Origin of the sequence: Pseudomyxococcus flavus, assembly GCF_050038885.1 — a bacterium.
Classification (GTDB): domain Bacteria; phylum Myxococcota; class Myxococcia; order Myxococcales; family Myxococcaceae; genus Myxococcus; species Myxococcus flavus.
This window is the reverse complement of record NZ_CP143624.1, coordinates 4,547,574-4,567,955: the sequence shown is the minus strand read 5'-3', so window position 1 is coordinate 4,567,955 and position 20,382 is coordinate 4,547,574. Positions and strand designations below refer to the sequence as shown.

14 protein-coding genes are annotated in these 20,382 nt (G+C 72.0%); 9 read left to right on the top strand and 5 right to left on the bottom strand.

Annotation, left to right across the window (positions count from 1 at the left end):
• The first annotated feature begins 142 nt into the window (after window positions 1-142).
• Together VZL07_RS19175 and VZL07_RS19170 are read left to right on the top strand one after the other, a co-directional pair.
• On the top strand, window positions 143-973 hold the full coding sequence (locus VZL07_RS19175) for a TIGR02266 family protein (RefSeq protein WP_426757329.1): 831 nt from the start codon (window positions 143-145) through the stop codon (window positions 971-973).
• Window positions 974-975: 2 nt separating this feature from the next.
• The gene (locus tag VZL07_RS19170; protein ID WP_426757036.1) at window positions 976-1,899 is read left to right on the top strand and encodes a serine/threonine-protein kinase; all 924 of its coding nucleotides are present in this window, start codon (window positions 976-978) and stop codon (window positions 1,897-1,899) included.
• Between the two features lie 14 nt (window positions 1,900-1,913).
• On the opposite strand, the gene VZL07_RS19165 is transcribed toward VZL07_RS19170, so the two are convergent.
• Together VZL07_RS19165 and VZL07_RS19160 are read right to left on the bottom strand one after the other, a co-directional pair.
• The gene (locus tag VZL07_RS19165) at window positions 1,914-5,708 is read right to left on the bottom strand and encodes an AAA family ATPase (RefSeq protein WP_426757035.1); all 3,795 of its coding nucleotides are present in this window, start codon (window positions 5,706-5,708) and stop codon (window positions 1,914-1,916) included.
• Window positions 5,705-6,949, bottom strand: a complete 1,245-nt coding sequence (locus VZL07_RS19160) for an exonuclease SbcCD subunit D C-terminal domain-containing protein (RefSeq protein WP_426757034.1) — start codon at window positions 6,947-6,949, stop codon at window positions 5,705-5,707. Before VZL07_RS19160 ends, VZL07_RS19165 begins: the two co-directional genes overlap by 4 nt.
• A 235-nt stretch (window positions 6,950-7,184) precedes the next feature.
• Between VZL07_RS19160 and VZL07_RS19155 the strand changes: the two genes are divergently transcribed.
• Together VZL07_RS19155 and VZL07_RS19150 are read left to right on the top strand one after the other, a co-directional pair.
• Entirely contained in the window at window positions 7,185-7,856 is a 672-nt protein-coding gene (locus VZL07_RS19155; RefSeq protein ID WP_426757033.1) for a hypothetical protein, read from the top strand.
• On the top strand, window positions 7,853-8,479 hold the full coding sequence (locus tag VZL07_RS19150) for a hypothetical protein (RefSeq protein WP_426757032.1): 627 nt from the start codon (window positions 7,853-7,855) through the stop codon (window positions 8,477-8,479). The genes VZL07_RS19155 and VZL07_RS19150 overlap by 4 nt, the downstream gene beginning before the upstream one ends.
• Window positions 8,480-8,485: 6 nt before the next feature.
• Here VZL07_RS19150 and VZL07_RS19145 read toward each other — a convergent pair whose 3' ends face one another.
• Entirely contained in the window at window positions 8,486-11,185 is a 2,700-nt protein-coding gene (locus tag VZL07_RS19145; protein ID WP_426757327.1) for a PQQ-dependent sugar dehydrogenase, read from the bottom strand.
• Window positions 11,186-11,403: 218 nt separating this feature from the next.
• The gene (locus tag VZL07_RS19140; RefSeq protein ID WP_426757031.1) at window positions 11,404-12,129 is read right to left on the bottom strand and encodes a lysophospholipid acyltransferase family protein; all 726 of its coding nucleotides are present in this window, start codon (window positions 12,127-12,129) and stop codon (window positions 11,404-11,406) included.
• Window positions 12,130-12,588: 459 nt separating this feature from the next.
• Here VZL07_RS19140 and zwf point away from each other — a divergent pair, with 459 nt between their 5' ends.
• The 5 genes from zwf to VZL07_RS19115 all read left to right on the top strand — a co-directional run bounded on the left by zwf (window position 12,589) and on the right by VZL07_RS19115 (window position 18,722).
• Window positions 12,589-14,133: a glucose-6-phosphate dehydrogenase gene (gene zwf, locus VZL07_RS19135; protein ID WP_426757030.1), complete on the top strand. Its 1,545-nt coding sequence runs from the start codon at window positions 12,589-12,591 to the stop codon at window positions 14,131-14,133.
• Window positions 14,130-14,822 carry a 6-phosphogluconolactonase gene (pgl, locus tag VZL07_RS19130; protein WP_426757029.1) on the top strand — a complete coding sequence of 231 codons (693 nt, stop codon included), beginning with the start codon at window positions 14,130-14,132 and terminating at the stop codon, window positions 14,820-14,822. The genes zwf and pgl overlap by 4 nt, the downstream gene beginning before the upstream one ends.
• Window positions 14,815-16,239: an NADP-dependent phosphogluconate dehydrogenase gene (gndA, locus tag VZL07_RS19125; protein WP_426757028.1), complete on the top strand. Its 1,425-nt coding sequence runs from the start codon at window positions 14,815-14,817 to the stop codon at window positions 16,237-16,239. The genes pgl and gndA overlap by 8 nt, the downstream gene beginning before the upstream one ends.
• 255 nt (window positions 16,240-16,494) lie before the next feature.
• Window positions 16,495-17,244 carry a hypothetical protein gene (locus VZL07_RS19120; protein ID WP_426757027.1) on the top strand — a complete coding sequence of 250 codons (750 nt, stop codon included), beginning with the start codon at window positions 16,495-16,497 and terminating at the stop codon, window positions 17,242-17,244.
• A 308-nt stretch (window positions 17,245-17,552) separates the two neighbouring features.
• Window positions 17,553-18,722, top strand: a complete 1,170-nt coding sequence (locus VZL07_RS19115; RefSeq protein ID WP_426757026.1) for an acyl-CoA dehydrogenase family protein — start codon at window positions 17,553-17,555, stop codon at window positions 18,720-18,722.
• 9 nt (window positions 18,723-18,731) lie between these two features.
• On the opposite strand, the gene VZL07_RS19110 is transcribed toward VZL07_RS19115, so the two are convergent.
• A complete protein-coding gene (locus tag VZL07_RS19110) occupies window positions 18,732-20,366 on the bottom strand; it encodes an acyl-CoA synthetase (protein ID WP_426757025.1) in 1,635 nt (544 codons plus the stop codon).
• Window positions 20,367-20,382 lie beyond the last annotated feature (16 nt).

The window sequence follows — 20,382 nt, the reverse complement described above, 5'->3', positions numbered from 1 at the left end:
CGACTTTCCGAGTGCCTGCTCCCCCTGGGGCAACTCTGAGTCGGGGTCCGGATGATCCCAGTGCAGTGACGTGGCCGGATTGCGGCCAGACTGTTGGCAAACAGGGTTCGCGGGTGTGAGGCGCTCGGTTATCGTCCCGCCCGTGCCCGTCTTTGGCCTTGCGGCATTGTGGAATGGCTCGGCTCCCCCGGAGCGCGTGGCAGCCTGGGTGGAAGGGATTGGCGAGGTTCTCACCTCCGCGCAGTCGCTCCAGCTGGTGGTCGCTTTGCGTCCGGAGGATGCAGGCATCGAATTGAAGGTGGAGGCGCCCGGCTATCCCCGCGCCGCGGTGGAGCGGCTCGCCGAAGAAGCGAAGCGCAGCGGCGGCACCTTCGTGGAGCTGTGGCGCCTGCCCAAGGCGGAGCGTGACGCCTTCCGCGCGTCGACCTTCGGCGGTGGCTCCACCTACCGTGGCGAGGAGCGCGCCGTCGCCGCCCGTGCGCTCCAGCAACACCTGTCCACCCTTCCGGTGACGAACGCGCGTCCCTCGGGGCCCGGGGGCAGCGCGACGCCCGCCTCCGCGCCGGCTCCGGCCGCCGCGCCTCCCGCGGAGGCCCCCGCTCCCTCACCGAGCGGCGCGTCACATCAAGTGCCGGTCCGGCCGGAAGGTGGTCCGCAGCGGCGTGGGCGTCGCTTCGCGGTGAAGCTGGAGATGGAGTTCCGGACCGAGCTGGACTTCGTGCGCGAGCACGCCCTCAACATCTCCAATGGCGGCCTCTTCGTGCGCACCGCGCACCGGCCCCAGCCCGACAGCGTCGTCACCGTGGACGTGAAGCTGCCCAACGGCGAGCGCCTGCAGGGTGACGCGGTGGTGGTCCACGTGGTGGACGACCCGTACACTGGCGGCGTGGGCCTGGCGTTCCTCAACGACGACGCGACCTTCGCGCAGACGCTGGACCGCTACCTGGCGAGCCTCGCCGGTGGCGCAGGCTGAGCATGGAAGACGCGCGGGAAACCTGGCCTCGCGACCATGGTCGCTTCGAGCTGCTGTCCCGGCTCGGCCGCGGCGGCATGGCGGAGGTGTTCCTCGCGCGGATGAAGCAGGGCCCGCATGCGGGGGCGTCCGTGGCCCTCAAGCGCGTGCGCCCCGAGCGCATGCGCGACCCGGAGGCCCACGAGCAGCTCCTGCACGAGGCGGAGCTCGCGCGCTGCCTGCGCCACCCCTACATCGTCGGCTTCGTGGAGTACGGCGAGCTGCCAGACGGCGGCTACCTCGCGCTGGAGCTGGTGGAAGGGCCGGACCTGGGCCGCGTGCTGGCGCGGTGCCGCCGCCGCCGCATCGAGCTGCCCATCGACATCTCCGTGCTCATCGTCCGGCAGGTCCTGGAAGCCCTCGCGCACGCGCACCATGCCGTCAGCACCACGGGCCGCCCCCTGGGCGTGGTGCACTGTGACGTGTCCCCGCACAACGTGCTGCTGTCCCGCACGGGCGAGGTGAAGCTGACGGACTTCGGGGTGGCGCGCTCTCGCGCGGGGGCGGTGAAGGACATCCGGCGCCTGGGCAAGCAGCACTACCGCTCCCCCGAGCTGCTCGCGGGCGACGTCTCCGTGGCGGTGGACCTGTGGGCGACGGCGGTGCTGCTCTACGAGCTGCTGACGCTGGAGTCGCCCTTCCCCTCCGGGCCCGAGGAGCAGGTGGAGTCCTCCATCCGCGGCGGCCGGGTGACACCGGTGCGCATGCGGGTGCCCGGGGTGTCCGACGCGCTGGCGCTGGTGCTGGACCGCGCGCTCGCGCCCGTCCCGTCGCAGCGCTTCAGCTCCGCGGAGCAGTTCGCCCGGGCGCTCGCGCCGCTCAGTGATGACCGCGTGGCCACGCCCCTGGCCGTGGCCGCCGTGGTGCGCGGGCTGATGGAGACCTGAACCCGCGCCGCCCGCTACGCCACCTGCTGTCCCCTGGCGGGAGGCACCATGCCCAGGTCTCCCTCCACCACCAGCCGGCTACGCCCGCCGCCCTGCTTCACCACGCGCACCTGCACGCCGATGCGCTCGGCCATGCCGCTGACGTGGGAGATGATGCCCACCTGCCGGCCCGTGGCCTGGAGCGCGTCCAGCGTGGCCAGGGCCACCTCCAGCGTCTCCGGGTCCAGCGTGCCGAAGCCCTCGTCGATGAACAGCGTCTCCACCTGCGTCGTCTCCGACGAGAGGGAGGCCAGTCCCAGCGCGAGCGCGAGTGAGACGAGGAAGCTCTCGCCGCCCGACAGGCTGGCCACGCTTCGCACCTCATCCCCCATGTCCCCGTCCACCACCTGGAGGTCCAGGTCGTGTCCGGGCACGCGCATCAACCGATAGCGACGCGCCAGCTCCCGCAGGTGCGCGTTGGCGTGCAGCAGCAAGGCATCCAGCGTGAGGCTCTGGGCAAACACCTTGAAGCGCTTGCCGTCATGCGAGCCGATGAGGTCTCCCAGCACCTTCCACACCTCCGCCGCTCGGCGGCCTTCCTCCAGGGCCGCGGCCTCCGCGCCATGGCGCGCCCGCGCGAGGTCGTCCGCTTCCAGCCGCGCTCGCAGGGTGGCCTCGGCGTGACGGCGTGCCTCGGCCTCCGCGCGCAGGCGCTCACACTCGGCGCCCGCCGCCTGCTCCGAGAGCGGCGGTGGACCGGAGGCCTCGTGCCGGGCGCGCTGCTCGCTCCGCTCCGCCAGCACGGCGGTGGCCTGCGCGAGCGCCTCCCGCAGTGCCGCCAGCGCCCGGGCCTCCGCCTCGCGCCAGGCGGCGTCATGGGACAGCAGCGCCCTCACGGCCTCCAGCGTGGTGCCACGCGCGGCCAGCCGGGCGGCCAGCGCGGCGCCTTCCGCGTCCCGCAGCGCCAGCGCCTCCGCCCTGGCGCGCACCGCGTCCTCGGCCCGCGCCGTGGCCACCTGCACTGCCTGGTTCGCCGCTTCGGCGCGCTCACGCGCCTGCTCGTAGGCCGACTCCGTGGCGTCCAGCCGGGCCTGCAGCTCGGCGCGGACCTCCGCCGTGGGGCGGCCTTGCAGCAGCGCCGCGCGCGCGCGGGCCAGCTCGCCGCGCTCCGCTTCCTTGCGCGCGGCGAGGGCCCGGTGCTCCTCGGCGTGGCGGGTGCTCACCTCCACCAGGCCCTGCGCCCTGGCGCGGTGGCGCTGCTCCTCGGCCTCGCGCGCCTCCGCCTTCAGGCGCGCCTCCTCCTTCCCCTTCCACATCACCACCCGCTCGCCGCACTTGCGGCGGAAGGTGGCCGGGTCCTCCTCCAGCTTCCGCTCCCAGCCCGCGTCCGCGGTGAAGACGGGCGACACCTCCGCGACCACCTGCCGCAGCGTCTGCTCCGCGGCCTCGAGCCGGGCATGCACGTCCTTGAGCACGGCCTCCGCGCGCGACAGCGCCTCCTCTGCCCGGCGCAGCGACTCGGTGGCCACCTCGCGCCGCGTGCGCTGCGTCTCCAGCGCCGCGCGCGCCTCGCGCGCTGCCCGCGCCAGTGACTCGGCCGCCTGCTCCTCGGCCTTCAGTGCGTCCAGCCGGCTCGACAGCTCGGCGCGCGCCGCCTCCAGCCAGGCTCCGGCCTCGGGCGAGCCGCCCACGGCCGGTGGCAGCGCCGATGAAGTCACGTCCGCGTCAGCCTCGCGCCACGCGTCGTGCCCCTTCCGCCAGGCCTCGCCGTGCGCCCTGGCGCGCGCCACCGCGGACTGCCTGCGGGCCTCCGCCTGTCCGGCGCGAGCACTCGCCGCCGCGCTCCGAGCGCTCGCGGCCAGCTCCGCCTGGGTGGCCGCGGTCCGCTCCGCATCCAGCGCCTCCACGCGCGAGGCCGCCTCCGCGACCAGCCCTTCGAGCGCGGACACCTCGCGCGCATAGGGATGCTCCTCGGCGCCACACAGCGGGCACGCCTCCCCGTCGCGAAGGAGCGCGCGGTGGGACGCGTATCCCTGCGTGGCCTGGGCCAACGACAGCGACCGCTGCGCCTCCTTGAGCGCCGCCTCTCCCTGCGTCCGCCGCACCTCCGCCGCGCGCGCTTCCGCCGTCGCGGCGTCGGCCTCTGCCTTCGCCGCCGTCACCTCCGCGTCCGCCTCGCGGGCCTCGGCCTCGTCCGACACGAGCCCCGCGTGGGCGGACATCAGGTCCCGCACGGCCGCCTGCCGCGCCAGCAGCCGCTCCCGCAAGGCCCGCCGCTCCGCCCCCGTCTCCGTCCCCAGCGCGGCCTCGGCATGCGTCGCCGCGGCCAGGGCCATCTCCTCCGCGCGGGCCGCGGCATCGCGCTCCTCCCGCCGCAGCCCCACCGCTTCGCGGAGCCCTTCCACTTCACCGAGCAGCCGCCCGGACTCCTCCCGGGCCTTGCGCCGCTCCCCCTGCGCGACCTCGTAGCGCTCCAGCTCGCGCTGCCAGCGGGGCCACTCGTTCGTGAGCGCCACCCAGTGCGCCTTGTCCGTCAGCCAGGTCCGCGCCGCCTCCCCCGCGGCCCGCGCCGCGGCCTCGCGCGCGAGCACCGCGTCCAGCTCCGCCTTCGCCTCCACCAGCGCCGCCTGGGACGTCTCCGCCCGCGCCTGGGCCTCGCGTGCCTCCCGGGACACACCCTCCAGCCGCGCATCCAGCCGCGCCGCCTCGTCCAGGGCGGGGCGCGCCGCCACCTCCTGCTCCTGCGCCGTGGCCCGCGCGGTCTCCGCTTCCAGCTGCCCCAGCCGCCGCGCCGAGGCCTCCGCCAGCGCCGCCTCCACCTCCGAGGCCCGCGCCACCTGCGCCGCCTCGGCCTCCGCCCACCGGCGCTCCGCGGCCTCCACCGCCGCCACCGGCCCTCGGAAGGACTCCGCCTCGCGGACCTCCTCCAGCCGGGCGGCGCGGGGCGCAGCCTCCTCCAGCGCCGCCCGGGCCGCCTGCGCCTTCGCCTCCGCCGCCTGCTCCGCGTCCCGCAGCCCCGCCCGCGCCACGTGCCAGGCCGCCGCGCCCTCCGCCTCCTTGAGCTGCGCCTCCACCGTCTGGCGCGCCCGGGACTCCTCGCCGAGCGCCGCCTCCGCCGCCGCCCGCTCCGCCTCGGGCATCAGCGCGATGGCCGCCAGCCCCTGCGCCCGCTTCGCCAGCGCCTCCTGCTCCGCCTTGTTCTTCTCGTGCGCGGCGATGGACAGCCGGCTGTACACCTCCGTCCCCGTCATCCGCTCCAGCAGCTCCGCCCGCTCACTGGCATCCGCCTTGAGGAACGCCGCGAACTCGCCCTGCGCCAGCAGCGCGGAGCGGCGGAACTGGTCGAACGACAGCCCCAGCCGCTCCTGGATGGCGGCCAGCACCTCGCCCTTGGTGCGCCCGGTGAGCTGCCCGGTGGCCACGTCCATCAACTGCATCTCCTGGGGCCGGAAGCGCCCTTCGGCGCGGTTGCGCGCGCGCCACACGGACCAGCGCGCCCGGTAGCGCCGCCCGTCCTTGCCCAGGAAGTCCACCTCCGCGAAGCCCTCGGCCGCGCCCCGGCGCAGCATGCCGCGCACGTCATAGGCCGACAGCCGCGCGTCCTCGTCCTCGTCCGCGCGGCCCACCGGCACCCCGCCCCGGCCTCCCAGCCGCGGCGTGCGGTCGAACAGCGCCAGGCACAGCGCATCCAGCAGCGTGCTCTTGCCCGCGCCCGTGGCGCCGGTAATCGCGAACAGGCCCAGCCGGTCCAGCGGCGGCTGGTCCAGCTCCAGCGCGAAGTCCCCCGCGAAGCTCGTCAGGTTGGAACCGCGAATCGCGAGCACCTTCACGGCGACTCCTCCTGCACGCCGGTCAGCAGCGTATGGAAGGCCTCCAGCAGCGCCGGCGCTGGCGGCTCCTCGAAGTCACGGGCGTAGCGCGCCCGGAAGACGTCCTCGGGCGTGCGCTCCTTGAGGGACAGGCCCGGCTGCACCTCCGCGAGCGCGCCGCCCGTCCCGGTGTAGGCGGGCGTCAGCTTCACCAGCCGCGCCGCCTTGCCCTCCAGCACCTTCTCCACCTTCTGCCGCAGGGCGGGCTCCGGCCGGGGCAGCGACACGCACACCTCCAGATAGGGCCGCCGCCACTCCAGCGCGTCCGCCTCGTGCGCGGGCAGCGCCTCCAGCAGCGCCAGCACCGCGTCCAGCGGCGCCGCGTCTCGCGCGGGCACGCGCACCATGTCCGTGCTCCGTGGCACGGAGAGGGGCTTCACCTCGACCAGCGCATCTGACTCCAACTCCACCAGCAGCACCTGGTGCCGGTAGCCCGCCTCCGACAGTGACAGCGGCAGGGGCGAGCCGCTGTAGCGCACCCCCTCGCGCCCGCCCACCCGCTGCGCCTTGTGCAGGTGCCCCAGCGCCGCGTAGGCCACGTCCTCCGGGAACAGGTCCACGGGCAGCGCATGCTGGTTGCCGCCCAGAATCTTCCGCTCGCTCAGCGCGGACAGCTCGGTGCCCGTCATGTAGCAGTGCCCCATGGCCACCAGCGCCTGCCCGGCCTGGCGCCTGCGCCGCGCCGCGGCCAGCACCTCCGCGTACACCGCGCGCACGCCCTCCACCAGCCGGTCGCCCACGTCCCCGGGCACGGGCGGCAGGTCCGAGGGCCGCAGGTACGGCACCGCCGCCACCCACGCGCCCACCCGCCCCTTGGCGTCATGCAGCGGCACCAGCAGTCGCTCCCAGTCCAACGCGCCCTGGGTTCGAGGCAGCCCTCCCACCACGCGCACGCCCAGCGCCGCGAACAACGGGTCCGGCGCGTCCAGCCGCGCCGCCGAGTCGTGGTTGCCGCCAATCACCACCACGTCCAGCCGGGGCAGCCTGCGCCGCGCCCGGGCGACGAACTGGTACCAGGCCGCCTGCGCGTCCGCGCTGGGGTTCGCCGTGTCGAAGATGTCCCCGGCCACCAGCAGCGCATCCACCGCCTGGTCCTCCAGGGTCTCCAGCAGCCAGTCCAGGAAGGCGGCGTGCTCCGCCTCCCGCGAGACGTCGTACAGCGTGTGCCCCAGGTGCCAGTCGGACGTGTGCAGCAGACGCATCAGGCGTTCACCCTCCCTCTCTCCCGTGGCGCGCTGGCCGGCGGGCAGCCTCCAACGGAGGGGCTGCTCGCTCCAAGCGGCGGGCGCCTGCTCCCTTACTCCCTCCCCCTGACATGTGCGCAAGTTCCTGTAACTCCAGGCCGTTCCGGAGGGGACGCCCTGCCACGTCCCCCCAGGGCACCCTCACGCGCGGAGGGGGTTGGCCGACACGGCCCGAGCAGGGATGCTCGCGGCCATGACCGGGTTACAAGCAGGCATCTTCGCCGCGTTCATCGGCGTCGGACTCAGTGTGTCGGCCGTCATCGGCTACTTCCGCTGGCGCACCTGGAAGCGGCAGCTCGAGGTCTGGCAGGGCTTCGCGAAGACCCGAGGCTGGCGCTTCGAGTCGGCGCCGGGCTTCATGTACTCCGCGGGCACGCTGAAGCTGCAGGGCGAACATGCCGGACGGCCCTTCATCGTGGAGACCGAGCACCGCGGCAGCGGCAAGCACTGGCACATCGTCACCATCGTCCGACACGCGCTGGACGACAGCTTCCCGCGCGAGGTGACCATCCGGCCCGAGAAGCTGGGTGACAAGTTCCTCAAGCTGTTCGGCGTGAAGGACGAGGAGATTGGAGATGCCACCCTCGACGCCGCGCTGGACCTGCAGAACGTCACGCCCCAGGCCCGCGCCATCCTCCTCAGCTCGGGCATGCGGAGGCCCCTGCTGAACCTGGTCCGCACCTTCGAGACCTTCTCCATCGAGGGCGGCCAGCTGACGGCGGAGGTGATTGACGTCCCCCGTACCACCGTCGCGATGTATGCGCTGCTGACGCCCGCGCGCGAGCTGGCCGACGCCATCCAGGACACGCACGGCCATACCCGCTGGCGTGCGACCGGCGCCGGCCAGGAGCGCACCGGCGCATGAGCTTCGACACCCTGTCCATCTACCTCCTGCCGATCGGCGCCATCCTGGCGCTGGCCCTCTTCGCCTTCGCGTTCTGGAAGGAACACCAGCGTCGGAACCGAGCGTGGCGAACGTTCGCGGCCCGCCGAGACTGGGGCTGCACCTCCTCCCTGGCGTCATGGGAAATCGGAGGGCTCTACCAAGGACGGCAGGTCCGGATGAACGCCGAGCAACGCAGGGACGGTGGAAAGGCGCGCGAGTACACGGTGGTGCAGCTGGAGCTCGGCCGGGCGCTGCCCCCCGACCTGAGCATCCGTCCCGAGCGCCTCGGTGACAGGCTCCTCAAGCGGGTAGGCCGGCGGGACGAAGAAATCGGCGACGCGGAGCTGGATGACGCGCTCGCCTTGCAGAACCTGTCCGACGAGGCCCGGGATGTGCTGCGAGCGCCCGCCGTGCGGCGGCAGCTCCTGGTGCTGCACCAGCGCTTCGCGCGCTTCTCCATCGAGGACGAGCGGCTCCAGCTGGAAGCGCACGGCATCCCCAACAGCGTCGAAGCGCTGGAGTCCCTGGTGGCTCCAGCGCTCCTGCTGAGCGATGCCCTGCACGACGCGGTCGAGAAGACCCGCGCGCGAGGGCACGCCTAGCCACGCTCAGTGACGACGCGTCCGCCGGCGCTGGAGCGCCAGCCACGCCAGCGAGCCCCAGACGACAGGCGCCAGCGGCATCGCGGAGCAGTCACAGCCCCCGGGCTCGTGGGGCGGAGGCTCCTCAGAGCCCGCGTCCGTCCCCGCATCCGTCCCGGCGTCGGAAGGCAGGGGCTCGCAGGGCACCTCCCCCACGCACACCGTCGCCTCGGCGGCCCCCTGCTGTCCCGTCGTGTCCACCACCACGAAGCGCACGCGGTGCCAGCCGGGCGTCAGGTCCGTGGTGTCCCAGCGACTGGGCTCGCCGCCATAGTGGTAGGGGCTCTCGAAGTTCACGTCGATGTAGCGAAGCACGTCGTCCACGTAGAACTCCGCGAGCGTGCAGCCCACGTCGTCCACGCAGTCCCCGTAGAACTCCGCCGTGGCGCCCGACACCCGCGCCCCGTCCACGGGGTGCGTGAGGATGGCGGTGGGAGCCTCATCCGGGCTCACGGTGATGGTGAAGGTCTGCTCCGCGTCCGGCGGCACGCCGTTGCTCGCGCGCACCGAGACCTCCACCGTGCCGGCCTGGGTGGGCGTCCAGCTGATGATGCCCGTGGTGGCATCGATGCTCATGCCCGGCACCGTGCTCAGCAGCGCGTAGGTGGGAGCGGGCTGGGCCAGCGCCTGGACGGCATACCAGTAGGGATTGCCCACCGTGGCGGTGGTCACCGGCTCGGTGTGGATGACGGGAGCCAGCCCATCCGAATCCTGCTCGAGGGCCTCCACCTCGCGCGCGTCGAGCCCGGCGGCGGCCACGGTGATGGTGGCCGTGCCGGCCTGACTGTCCGCGTCCGGCGCGGCGGCCAGGGTGACGTCCTTGGGCGTGTTCCAGTCCGAGGTGCTGAAGGTCAGCGTCGTCCCGGACTGAACGGTGATGTCCTCGTCCCCGCGGGTGCGTGCCACGGTCACCGTGACGTTGCGCGAGGGCCGCTCCGAGAGCGACACACCGAAGGTCGCCGTCCCACTCTCCTCGACAGTCACCTGGGTCGAGGTCAGCACCAGCCGCGGCGAGTTGTTGTCGATGGTGGTGGCCACCACCGCCACCTCCGGCAGTCCCTCGGCCATGACCGTGAAGGTGGCGACATCCGGCGTCGTGTCGGAATCCACCGCCGCGGTGAGCGTCACCACCTGGGGCACGTTCCAGTTGGACGCGGTGAAGGTCAGCGACGCCCCGCCGAAGACGCTCAAATCCTCGGAGCCGCCCATCGCCCGGGACACGTGCACCGAGACGTCGGCGCTCGGCGCTTCGGCCAGGCGCACGGTGAAGGCGGCACGTCCCCCCTCCTCGACGCGCGGCTGGAGGCCGGACACCACCAGCTTCTGTCCCGGCGTCGCGGGCGTGATGCGCCGCAGGGTGCCGCCCGTCGCGCCAATCGCGTAGAGCGCGCCGTCCGGGCCCACGGACAGGTCCACCTGCGAGCTGAAGCCGGTGGCCCACTCGTCCACCGTGGCCACCGAGTTGTCCCCTGCCAGGGTGACTCGCGTCAGCTGGCCGGAGTTGAAGTCACCGAAGAAGAAGTTGTCCTGGTACGCCTCGTCGAACAGGGTCGCATCGTAGAAGGTGCCACCGGTGATGGAGCCACCGAGTCGCTGCGTCGTGGCCGTTCCCCCGCCGCTCGTGGCGTCCGGCAGCGAAGGCTGCGCCACGGTGAAGGTCGAGGGAGAGGGCACGCTGGCCACCCGCAACTGGCCATTGAAGCTCGGGTCCGCCACCCCGCTGAGCGTGAGCAACTCGCCCTTGCGGAAGCCATGGTCTCCAGAGGTAGCGAAGGTGGCCACTCCGGCGCTGCGCGTGGCGCCGTTGCCCGGGACGACATTGCGGGTGTCGACGCCGTTGGTGCGGTACTTCACGGCAGGCGTGATGTAGTCGTTGGTGCTGGGCTGGTTGTTCTCGTAGTCGTCGTAGCCGGCGTGAGCCCTCCTGCCGACGACGAAGACCTGCTCGTAGCTGGTGCCCACGCTGTTCACCCACAGCTGGCCGGTGGTGGGCTGGAAGGTGAAGGTGAAGGGATTGCGGAAGCCGCGCGCCCAGATGTACTCGTTGTTGGGCCCCACCCCGTCGTTGAAGGGGTTGTCGTTGGCGGGCGTGCCATCCAGGTTCGCGCGGCTCACCTTGGACGCCATCGACGTCAGGTCCGCGTCCACACCCGTGCCGTTGCCCAGGTCGCCAATGGCCCAGTACAGCTTCCCGTCCGGACCGAAGCCAATGGCGCCGCCGTTATGGTTCGCCCCCCGCGTGGGCAGCCGATCGACGACGACAGTGCGCGCCGTGCCCGTCCCACTCGCATCCGTGTAACGGACAATCTGCTGCTCCGACGCGGAGACGGTGACGAAGAAGTAGACGTAGCGGTTGACCACGTAGTTCGGGTCGAACGCAATGCCGATGAGGCCAGACTCGCTGTCGGTGTGGATGGGGAGCTCCGTCGCGAACACCTGCGTCACCAGCGTGTTGTTCCCCGGCTGCGTCTCGGGCTGGCCGTCCTTCAGCGACACCACCCGCACCTCGCCCGTCTTGCGGGTGATGAACAGGCGGCCCGAGCCATCCGGAGCCCATGCCATTCCCGTGGCCTGCGAGAGGCTATTGGAAGTGAAGGGGGTCTCCACGAAGCCGGAGGGCACCGCGGCCCATGCCGGCGATGACAGCCATAGCAACCCGAGTGACATCAAAAGTGAGCGCATGTGCCAGGACGATAGCGCACCCGCAGTGCCACCTCGCGGGCGGCCGTCGCCAGCCACCACGATTCCGGCGCCCGACAGCCTTCCGCTTCCTGGCTCGGAGACCGTGCCAGACACGGTGCGGCATCCCGCGAGCGACCTTCCTGCTCAACCGTCGTTTTGCACCGTCGCGAGATTGGCTCCAGGGCGACGCGTGACACAGACGCTCAGCCCGTGGCGGTCAGCGTCTGCTCGAACACCGTGCGCACGCGGGTGGCCAGCTCCTGCGGGTCCGCTCCGAACGACTCGGGCGGCAGCGCGGGCAGCACCCGCACGCGGATGGACGCGGTCGGGCTCATCCAGGGCCCGTCTCCATCCAGCAACTCCGGCGTGCCCTCCACCACGACGGGCACCACCGGCACGTGCTCCTCCAGCGCGAGCTGGAAGGCGCCGCGCTTGAAGGGCAGGAGCTGGCCGCCCTTCGAATACGTTCCCTCCGGGAAGATGAGCACCGGCATGCCCCGGCGCAGCCAGCGGCGGCACGGGTCCAGGAGCTGGTGCATCGCCGTGGAGGAACCGCGGACGATGGGCACGTAGGCCAGCAGCGTCATCATCCACCCCACCAGGGGCAGTGAGAAGAGCGAGGCCTTCGCCACGAACTTGTACGGATGGAACAGGCCCATGACGGCGAGGATGTCCGCCGCGGACTGATGGTTCACCACGAGCACGCAGGGCCCCGGCGGGATGAGCTCCCGGCCCTCGATGCGCGTGCGCCACCCGGGGGACGCGTGCAGCCACAGGCCGTAGCACCACCGGCACACCAGCGCGTGCAGCAGCCGCCGGTCCCGGTCGAACGGGTACGTGACGACGAGCAGCAGCGCGCCCAGGGTGAACAGCACCGGCGCGGTGAGCAGGAAGACGACCCAGAACCAGAGCGTGACGACGTACTTCATGGCGGGGGCCCTGCATACCACCTTCCGGCCCGCACCACGCGTGCCAACACGCCGCCACGCCAGCCTGGCGCCCCTGCTCCGGCGTCGCTGGCATTGACGCCCGACGCGGCAATGCCTGCCTTCAGGGCGGGCGCGCTGCATCCCACCTTCCGAGCCGTCCCCCCGCGTGCCGATGTGTCGCCGCGCCAGACGAGCGCCTCGCCGGGGTTCCCGACCTCCGCGCCAGACGCAGCCGCGTCCGCCCCGGGCGGCTCGTGCCCCGACTTGCATGGCGGGCTCGCGGCCCCACCGTTAGAGCAGCGGCCAGCAGTCTTGAGGGAGCGCGGCGGTGGACGCGGGGTTCATTCCCTGGCCAGCAGAGACGTCACGCGGACGTCACTGCCTGCACTCTCGCTTGCCCGGCGGCCACGCGGGCGGCGTAAGGTGCCCGCCGGACTCAACCCGGAGGGAGGCAGCGGAATGGACGCGCATCAGGGCCTGCATATCGAGACCCATCCCCGAGAAGGCGACCCGCTGGTCCGCGCCCGGCGACCGGACCCCTGCGCGCTGGTGCTCTTCGGCGCCACCGGAGACCTGGCCCAGCGCAAGCTGTTCCCGGCCCTCTTCGAACTGGCGCGCGACCACCTGCTGCCGGAGAACTTCGCCGTCGTCGCCTTCAGCCGCTCGGAGGCGGACAACGACGCCTTCCGCGAGCACGTGAAGGCGTCGCTCCAGAAGTTCGCCCGCACCCAGCCCCTGGACGAGGCCGTCTGGCAGAGCTTCGCCCCGCGCCTGCAGCTCATCGCCGGCGGCTATGACGACCCGAAGTCGTTCGTCCGCCTGCGCGAGGAGCTGGACCAGGTCGCCCGGAAGTTCGGCACCCAGGGCAACCAGGTCTATTACCTGGCCACCCCGGCCTCCACCTTCCCCCAGATCCTCCATGGCCTCGCGGACTCGGGCCTGCTGAAGCGCCAGGAGCAGGCCGACGCGAAGCCGTGGCAGCGGCTCATCATCGAGAAGCCCTTCGGCCATGACCTGGAGAGCGCCCGCGCGCTCAACCGCGAGCTGGCCGCGGTGCTGGACGAACGGCAGATCTTCCGCATCGACCACTACCTGGGCAAGGAGACGGTGCAGAACATCCTCGTCTTCCGCTTCGCCAACGCCATCTTCGAGCCGCTGTGGAACCGGCAGCACATCGACCACGTGGAAATCACCGCGGCGGAGACGCTGGGCGTGGAGAGCCGCGCCGGCTTCTACGACGAGACGGGCGTCATCCGGGACATGGTGCAGAACCACCTGCTCCAGGTGCTCGCCCTGTGCGCCATGGAGCCGCCGGTGTCCTTCGGCGCCGAGGACATCCGCGACGAGAAGAACAAGGTCTTCCGCGCGCTGCGCCCGCTGGAGGGGCGCGAGGTGTCGCGGGCGGTGGTGGCGGGCCAGTACGAGGGCTACCTCCAGGAGAAGGGCGTCAAGGCCGGCTCGCGCACGCCGACCTACGTCGCCATGAAGATGAACATCGACAACTGGCGCTGGGCGGGCGTGCCCTTCTACCTGCGCGCGGGCAAGCGGCTGAAGCGGCGCGTGACGGAGGTGTCCATCCACTTCAAGTCGGTGCCCATCAGCCTCTTCTCCGGGGAGAACGCCACCTGCCAGCGGCTGCAGCCCAACGTGCTCACGCTGCGCATCCAGCCCCAGGAGGGCATCGCCCTCTCCTTCGAGTCCAAGGTCCCCGGCGAGGACGTCAACATCGCGGGCGTCACCATGGACTTCAACTACCAGGAGACGTTCCAGCGCCCCGTGCCCGAGGCCTACGAGCGCCTGCTGCTGGACTGCATGCGCGGCAACGCCACGCTCTACGCGCGGCAGGACAGCGTGGAGCAGGCGTGGACCTACGTGACGCCCATCCTCCAGGCCCTCGAGTCCGGCGAAGGCGGCCCGGCGCATCCCTACGTGGCGGGCAGCGCGGGGCCGGATGCCGCCGCGGCGCTGCTGGCCCGGGACGGCCGCCGGTGGACCTCGCTGTGAGCGCCGCCCGCACGTATGTCGTCCCCACCGAGGCGCTGCCCCAGCGGGCCGCGGAGTGGATGGCGAAGGCGCTCCAGGACACGCTCGCCACCCGGCCCCGCGCCAGCCTGGCGCTGTCGGGCGGCAGCACCCCGGGCCCGGCCTACCGGGCGCTCGCGGGCTTCGTGCTGCCGTGGGAGCGCGTGGACGTCTACTTCGTGGACGAGCGCTTCGTTCCGCCCGACCACGCGGAGAGCAACTACCGGCTGGTGGAGGACACGCTGCTGCGCCCGCTGCGCCTGCCGCCGTCACACGTCTTCCGGATGGAGGGCGAGCGCGAGGACCGCGACGCCGCCGCGCGCGACTACGCGGCGAGGCTGCCGCCCGTCCTGGACGTGGTGTTGCTGGGCATGGGGGATGATGGCCACACGGCCAGCCTCTTCCCGGGCCACCCCGCGCTGGAAGAGCGCCAGCAGCGCGTGCTGGCGGTGGTGGGCCCCAAGCCACCGCCCTGGCGGCTGACGCTGACGCTGCCGGTGTTGCAGGCCGCGCGGCACGTGCTGACGCTGGTGTCGGGGGCGGGCAAGCGGGACACGGTGCGCCGGGCGCTGGCGGGGGACGAAAGCCTCCCGGTGGCCCGGGTGACGAACACGGAGTGGATGCTGGACCCCGCCGCCGCGGGGCGGTCAGGAGGAACCAACGATGAGTGAGGCAAAGGGCGCGCAGTTCGGCGTGGCGGGCATGGGCGTCATGGGGGCGAGCCTCGCCCTCAACATCGCGGACCACGGCTTCCGGGTGGCCGTGTGGGACCGCCACGCGGAGCGCATCGACGAGATGCACCGGAAGCACGGCCACCCCGAAATCTGGGGCACCGAGTCGCTGGAGGCCTTCGTCCAGCGGCTGGAGCGCCCGCGCAAGGTGCTGCTGATGGTGACGGCGGGCGCGGCGGTGGACTCGATGGTGGAGCGCCTGTTGCCGCTGCTGTCCGAGGGCGACGTCATCATGGACGCGGGCAACTCGTGGTTCCTGGACACGCGCCGCCGCGAGGAGCAGTGCAAGGCCAGGGGCATCCACTTCCTGGGCGTCGGGGTGTCCGGCGGCGAGGAGGGCGCGCGCAACGGCCCCTCCATCATGCCGGGCGGCGCCCCCGCGGCGTACGAGCTGGTGCGGCCCGTGTTCGAGGCCATCGCCGCGACGACGGACCTGGGCCCGTGCGTCACCTACGTAGGACAGGACGGCGCCGGCCACTTCGTGAAGATGGTGCACAACGGCATCGAGTACGCCGACATGCAGCTGCTCGCGGAGACGTATGACGTGCTGCGCCGGGGGCTGGGGCTGGACGCGGACGCGCTGGCGGACCTGCTCTCCCAGTGGGACACCGGCATCGCCGGCTCGTTCCTGCTGGAGACCACCATCAAGGTGCTGCGCCAGAAGGACCCGGAGACGGGCAAGCCGCTGGTGGACCTGGTGCTGGACAAGGCCGGCCAGAAGGGCACGGGGAAGTGGACGGTGCAGGTGGCGCTGGACCTGGGCGTCCCGATTCCCTCCATCGCCGCGGCGCTGGATGCGCGCATCCTGTCCTCCCTGAAGGACGAGCGCGTCGCCGCCGCGACGAAGCTGAAGGCCCCCGCCGCGCAGCTCAGCCAGGAGGAGCAGGCGCAGCTGGCGGCCTGGACGCACGACGCGCTCTACGCGGCGCGCGTGGTGACGTACGCGCAGGGCATGCGGCTCATCCAGGCGGCGTCCCAGGAGTACCAGTGGAACATCCACCTGGCAGAGCTGGCGCGCATCTGGCGGGGCGGCTGCATCATCCGCGCGAAGCTGCTCACGCCGCTGCGCGAGGCCTTCCAGCAGCAGCCCACGCTGCCCAACCTGGTGGTGTCCGACGCCTTCGCCCCCGTGCTGGAGCGCATGGCCCCCGCCTGGCGGCAGGTGGTGGGCGTGGCCACCCGCGTGGGCATCCCCGTCCCGGTGTTCGGCGCCTCGCTGGCGTACCTGGACAGCTACCGCACCGCGGAGCTGCCGCAGAACCTCACCCAGGCCCAGCGCGACGCCTTCGGCGCGCACACGTACCAGCGCAAGGACCGCCCGGACGCGGGCTTCGTCCATACGGAGTGGGGAAAGTAGCTTCGGCCCCCCGTCTCCCGGGCGCTCACCAGGGCGCCCGGGCGCGAAACCAAGACAGCGGAGCTGTATGTTTTCAACAATACAGGCCGCGAGACATTGCTAGCGGCACTTCCGGGGCGTGCGCCTGCTCCAGCTTCGTCACAAGCAATGACAATGTGTGACGGGCACGTGCCAATTCCTGCCCAGCAAAACAAGTGCTCGAATCCGACAGGCCGAGACATGCTAGCTTTCCCAGCTATGCGAACCTCTCTCCGTTTGTCGTCTCTCGTCCTCGCATCATCCCTCGCCACCGGCTGCCTCGGCCCCGAGACGGAGGAAACCGACTCCGTCCAGGCCATCGAGCAGCAGGCCACGGACCCCAACTTCCGCCTCTACAACATCGTCGAGGCCGTGCTCCCGGCTGGCAACTACGACGGCGTCGCGGGCAACGAGTGCATCGCCCTCGTGAACCCCGAGTACCGCCTCCGCAAGGTCATCCTCGTCGAGACCGCCGCCGCTGACGGCTCCTGCGCGCTCGACGCCTACAGCGCCGGAACCGCCCTCAGCTTCACCTGGGGCGACACCTCCGTGTACCAGGGCCCGGCGGGCATCGCCGCCATCCGCACGGCGCTCTCCGATGACAACGGCGCCGTTCACCGGCTCGTCGGCTCGCTCACCTCCGAGGCCACCGCCCTCTCCGCGCTGCAGGCGTTCCTCGCGCTGAGCGACGCCGAGCAGGCCGCGCAGCTCACCGCCCCCTCCACCTTCACCGCCACCCGCGTCCACTCCCTCTACGACTTCGAGGGCGAGGAGGAGGCGCTCGCCGAGGCCGCCTATCAGGCCGTCCGCATCACGCAGTCCTGCGAGAACCCCGGCTATCCCACCCTCGAGTCCCTCGTCAAAGACGGCTTCGTCTATGGCTATCGCGCCAGCAACAGCGGCAGCTGCCACAGCGGCTGGTTCTCCATGCGCCACACCTACAACCGCGACTGGCGCCTCGTTCACCGCTACGACTACTCCGAGTAGCCCGGCGGCAGGCGCATGACGGAGCGCGGGGCTCGATGCATCGAGCCCCCGCGCGACGCAGGCCGGTGAGCGTCGCGCCCCTGAATACAAACAAGAATTCCCCTGAAATACGGCTCTCCGACCGTGCGTCATCCTCGACCCGGTCTGGCGCGAACCGGCCCCGAGCGATTTCCGTTCGAGGAAGCCTGACAAATTTCATCCAATCCAAAAGACAACCAACGCGTGTGATGCACGGCATTGCGCGTCGCACCTTTCATGAACACCGCGCATCGGGCATCGTTGAGTCTCTCCCACAACGAGCCTCGACCATGACCCTGGATGCCGGAGCAAAGCTGCTGCATGCGGTACGCGAGCTGGCCCCTGCCCTCTCTGCTCGCAGCGCGGAGATTGAGCAGGCACGACAGCTCCCGTCGGACCTCGTCGCCACCCTGAAGGAAATCGGTGTCTACAAGATGTTCGTGCCGCGCACGCACGGTGGCACGGAGCTGGACCTCGTCACGGGCCTGGACGTCCTCGCCCAGTTGGCTCGCGCGGATGCCTCCACCGCGTGGACCATGATGATTGCCTCGGAGAGCCCCCAGCTCTTCGCGCTGCTCTCCCGCGAGGAGTTCGACGCCATCTACGCCCACGGCCCCAACGTCGCCGTGGGGGGCGCCTTCAACGCGCAGGGCCAGGCCGTGCAGGTGGACGGCGGCTACCGCGTCACCGGCCACTGGACCTTCGCCACCGGCTGCCGACAGAGCGACTGGCTGTTCGGCAACTGCGTCGTGCTCGGTCCGGATGGCAAGCCCCGCCCGGGCCCCGCCGAGGGCGTGCCCGAGACGCGCGCCATGATGCTGCCCGCCCGGGACGTCCGTATCGTCGAGCACTGGGACGTGCTCGGCCTGCGCGGCACCGGCAGCCACGACATCGCCATCGACGCCTTCGTCCCCCAGCGCTACAGCTTCGACATCTTCACCGGCCAGTCCTCCGTGCCGGGCCCCGGCTTCGTCATGCCCGTGCTGCACTACGCCATGCACATTGGCGCGGTCGCGGTGGGCATCGCCCAGGGCGCGGTGGATGACCTGCTCACCCTCGCCCGCTCGGGCAAGCGCCGGCTGTATGCGCGCACCTCCATGGTGGACTCGCCCGTGTTCCGCAACCGGCTGGGCCGCGCGGAGACGGGGGCGCGCGCCGCGCACGACGCGCTCCGCCGCATGGGCGAGGTCTTCTGGGAGGCCTGCCAGCAGTCCCCCGCGACGGCCTACACGCTGGCCCCGCAGGTGTCATCCACCCTGACCTGGGCCGTGGAGACGGCCGCCGAGGTGGTGACGGCCTGCTACCACGCGGGCGGCGGCACCTCCGTGCGCGACGGCACCCCGCTCCAGCGCCGCTTCCGCGACATTCACACGCTCACCCAGCACGCGGCGGTGGCGGAGGGCTGGTTCACCCAGGAGGGCAGCGCGCTCCTGGGCTTCCCCGTCCTCTTCGAGGCCTGACGGCCGCCGCTACTTCTGCGAGGAGCGCAGCTCGGCGCGGCGAATCTTCCCGCTCACCGTCTTCGGCAGCTCGGTGACGAACTCGATTTCGCGCGGGTACTTGTACGGCGCCGTGGTCCGCTTCACGTGCTCCTGCAACGCCTGCGCGAGCGCCGGGGACGCGGTGTGCCCCGGCGCCAGCACCACGAAGGCCTTCACCCGCTGGCCAATCTTCTCGTCCGGCACGCCGATGACGGCGGACTCCGCCACCGCGTCGTGCTCCAGCAGCGCGGACTCCACCTCGAAGGGGCCCACGCGGTAGCCCGACGTCTTGATGACGTCATCGGCGCGGCCCACGAACCAGAAGTAGCCGTCCGCGTCCCTCACGGCCCGGTCTCCCGTCACGTACCAGTCACCGCGCCGGCAGGCTTCATTGGCCGCGTCGTCGCCCAGGTAGCCCTGGAAGAGGCCCACCGGGCGCTCGGGGAACACGCGCACGGCGATGTCCCCCTCCTGTCCATCCGCCACCTCCTGCCCCCGGTCGTCGATGACGCCCACCGTGAAGCCCGGGGACGGCTTGCCCATGGAGCCCACGCGCGGCTCCATGGAGGGGAACATGCCCACAATCATCACCGTCTCCGTCTGTCCGTAGCCCTCGCGGATGTGGAGCCCGGTGGCGGCCTTCCACGTGTCGATGACCTCGGGGTTGAGCGGCTCGCCCGCGCTCACCGTGTGGCGCAGCGAGGACAGGTCGAAGGCCTTCAGGTCCTGCAGCACCAGCGCCCGCCACGCCGTGGGCGGCGCACAGAAGGTGGTGACCTGCTGCGTCTCCAGCACCTTCAGCAGCTTCGCGGGCTCGAAGCGGCCCCGGAAGTCATAGACGACGTTGCACGCGCCCTGGCTCCACGGGCCGAAGAGCTTGCCCCAGGCGCACTTGGCCCAGCCGGTGTCGCTCAGCGTCAGGTGCCGGTCCTCCGGCGTCAGGTCCAGCCAGTAGCGGCCGGTAATCACATGGCCCTGCCCGTAGCTGGCCTGCGTGTGCAGCACCATCTTCGGCATGCCCGTGGTGCCCGACGTGAAGTAGATGAGCAGCGGCGCGTCCGCGCGCGTCGGCTCGAACGCCGCGCCCGCGTCGGCCTCCGCGACGCCCGACACGTAGCGCACCCAGGGCGCGGGCGCGCCCTCGCCCACCGCCACCCAGGTCCGCACCTGGGCCATCCCCACCAGCCCCTCGAAGCGCTCCAGGCAGCTCACGTCCGCAACCACCGCCTGGGCCTCCGCCGCCTGCAGCCGGTAGCGGATGTCCTTGGGCGTGAGCATGGGCGTGCCGGGCATGAAGACGATGCCCGCGCGGATGCACCCCAGCACCAGGAACCACCACTCCGGCACGCGCGGCATCATGATGAAGACGCGGTCGCCCCGGCGCAGCCCCTGGGCGGTGAGGAAGTGGGCCGCGTGCAGCGAGCGCCGGCGCAGGTCCGCCCACGTGAAGCGCCGCGCCTGCCCCGCCTCGTCGGACCACAGCAGGGCCAGCGCGTCCGGGCGCTCCGCGGCGTGCCGGTCGATGACGTCGGCGGCGAAGTTGAAGTGCTCGGGCCGCTCCCACCGGAAGTCCCGACGGGTGGCCTCGTAGTCGTTCATGTTCCGGGGTGGGGATAGCGGCATGGTGCGGACTCCTGGG

Excerpts from the sequence above, each read along its gene's own strand:
- zwf (WP_426757030.1), top strand. The coding sequence starts at position 12,589 with ATGGACGCGCATCAGGGCCTGCATATCGAGACCCATCCCCGAGAAGGC.
- gndA (WP_426757028.1), top strand. The coding sequence starts at position 14,815 with ATGAGTGAGGCAAAGGGCGCGCAGTTCGGCGTGGCGGGCATGGGCGTC.
- VZL07_RS19145 (WP_426757327.1), bottom strand. The coding sequence starts at position 11,185 with ATGTCACTCGGGTTGCTATGGCTGTCATCGCCGGCATGGGCCGCGGTG.
- VZL07_RS19140 (WP_426757031.1), bottom strand. The coding sequence starts at position 12,129 with ATGAAGTACGTCGTCACGCTCTGGTTCTGGGTCGTCTTCCTGCTCACC.
- VZL07_RS19170 (WP_426757036.1), top strand. The coding sequence starts at position 976 with ATGGAAGACGCGCGGGAAACCTGGCCTCGCGACCATGGTCGCTTCGAG.
- VZL07_RS19150 (WP_426757032.1), top strand. The coding sequence starts at position 7,853 with ATGAGCTTCGACACCCTGTCCATCTACCTCCTGCCGATCGGCGCCATC.
- VZL07_RS19110 (WP_426757025.1), bottom strand. The coding sequence starts at position 20,366 with ATGCCGCTATCCCCACCCCGGAACATGAACGACTACGAGGCCACCCGT.
- VZL07_RS19160 (WP_426757034.1), bottom strand. The coding sequence starts at position 6,949 with ATGCGTCTGCTGCACACGTCCGACTGGCACCTGGGGCACACGCTGTAC.
- VZL07_RS19155 (WP_426757033.1), top strand. The coding sequence starts at position 7,185 with ATGACCGGGTTACAAGCAGGCATCTTCGCCGCGTTCATCGGCGTCGGA.
- VZL07_RS19115 (WP_426757026.1), top strand. The coding sequence starts at position 17,553 with ATGACCCTGGATGCCGGAGCAAAGCTGCTGCATGCGGTACGCGAGCTG.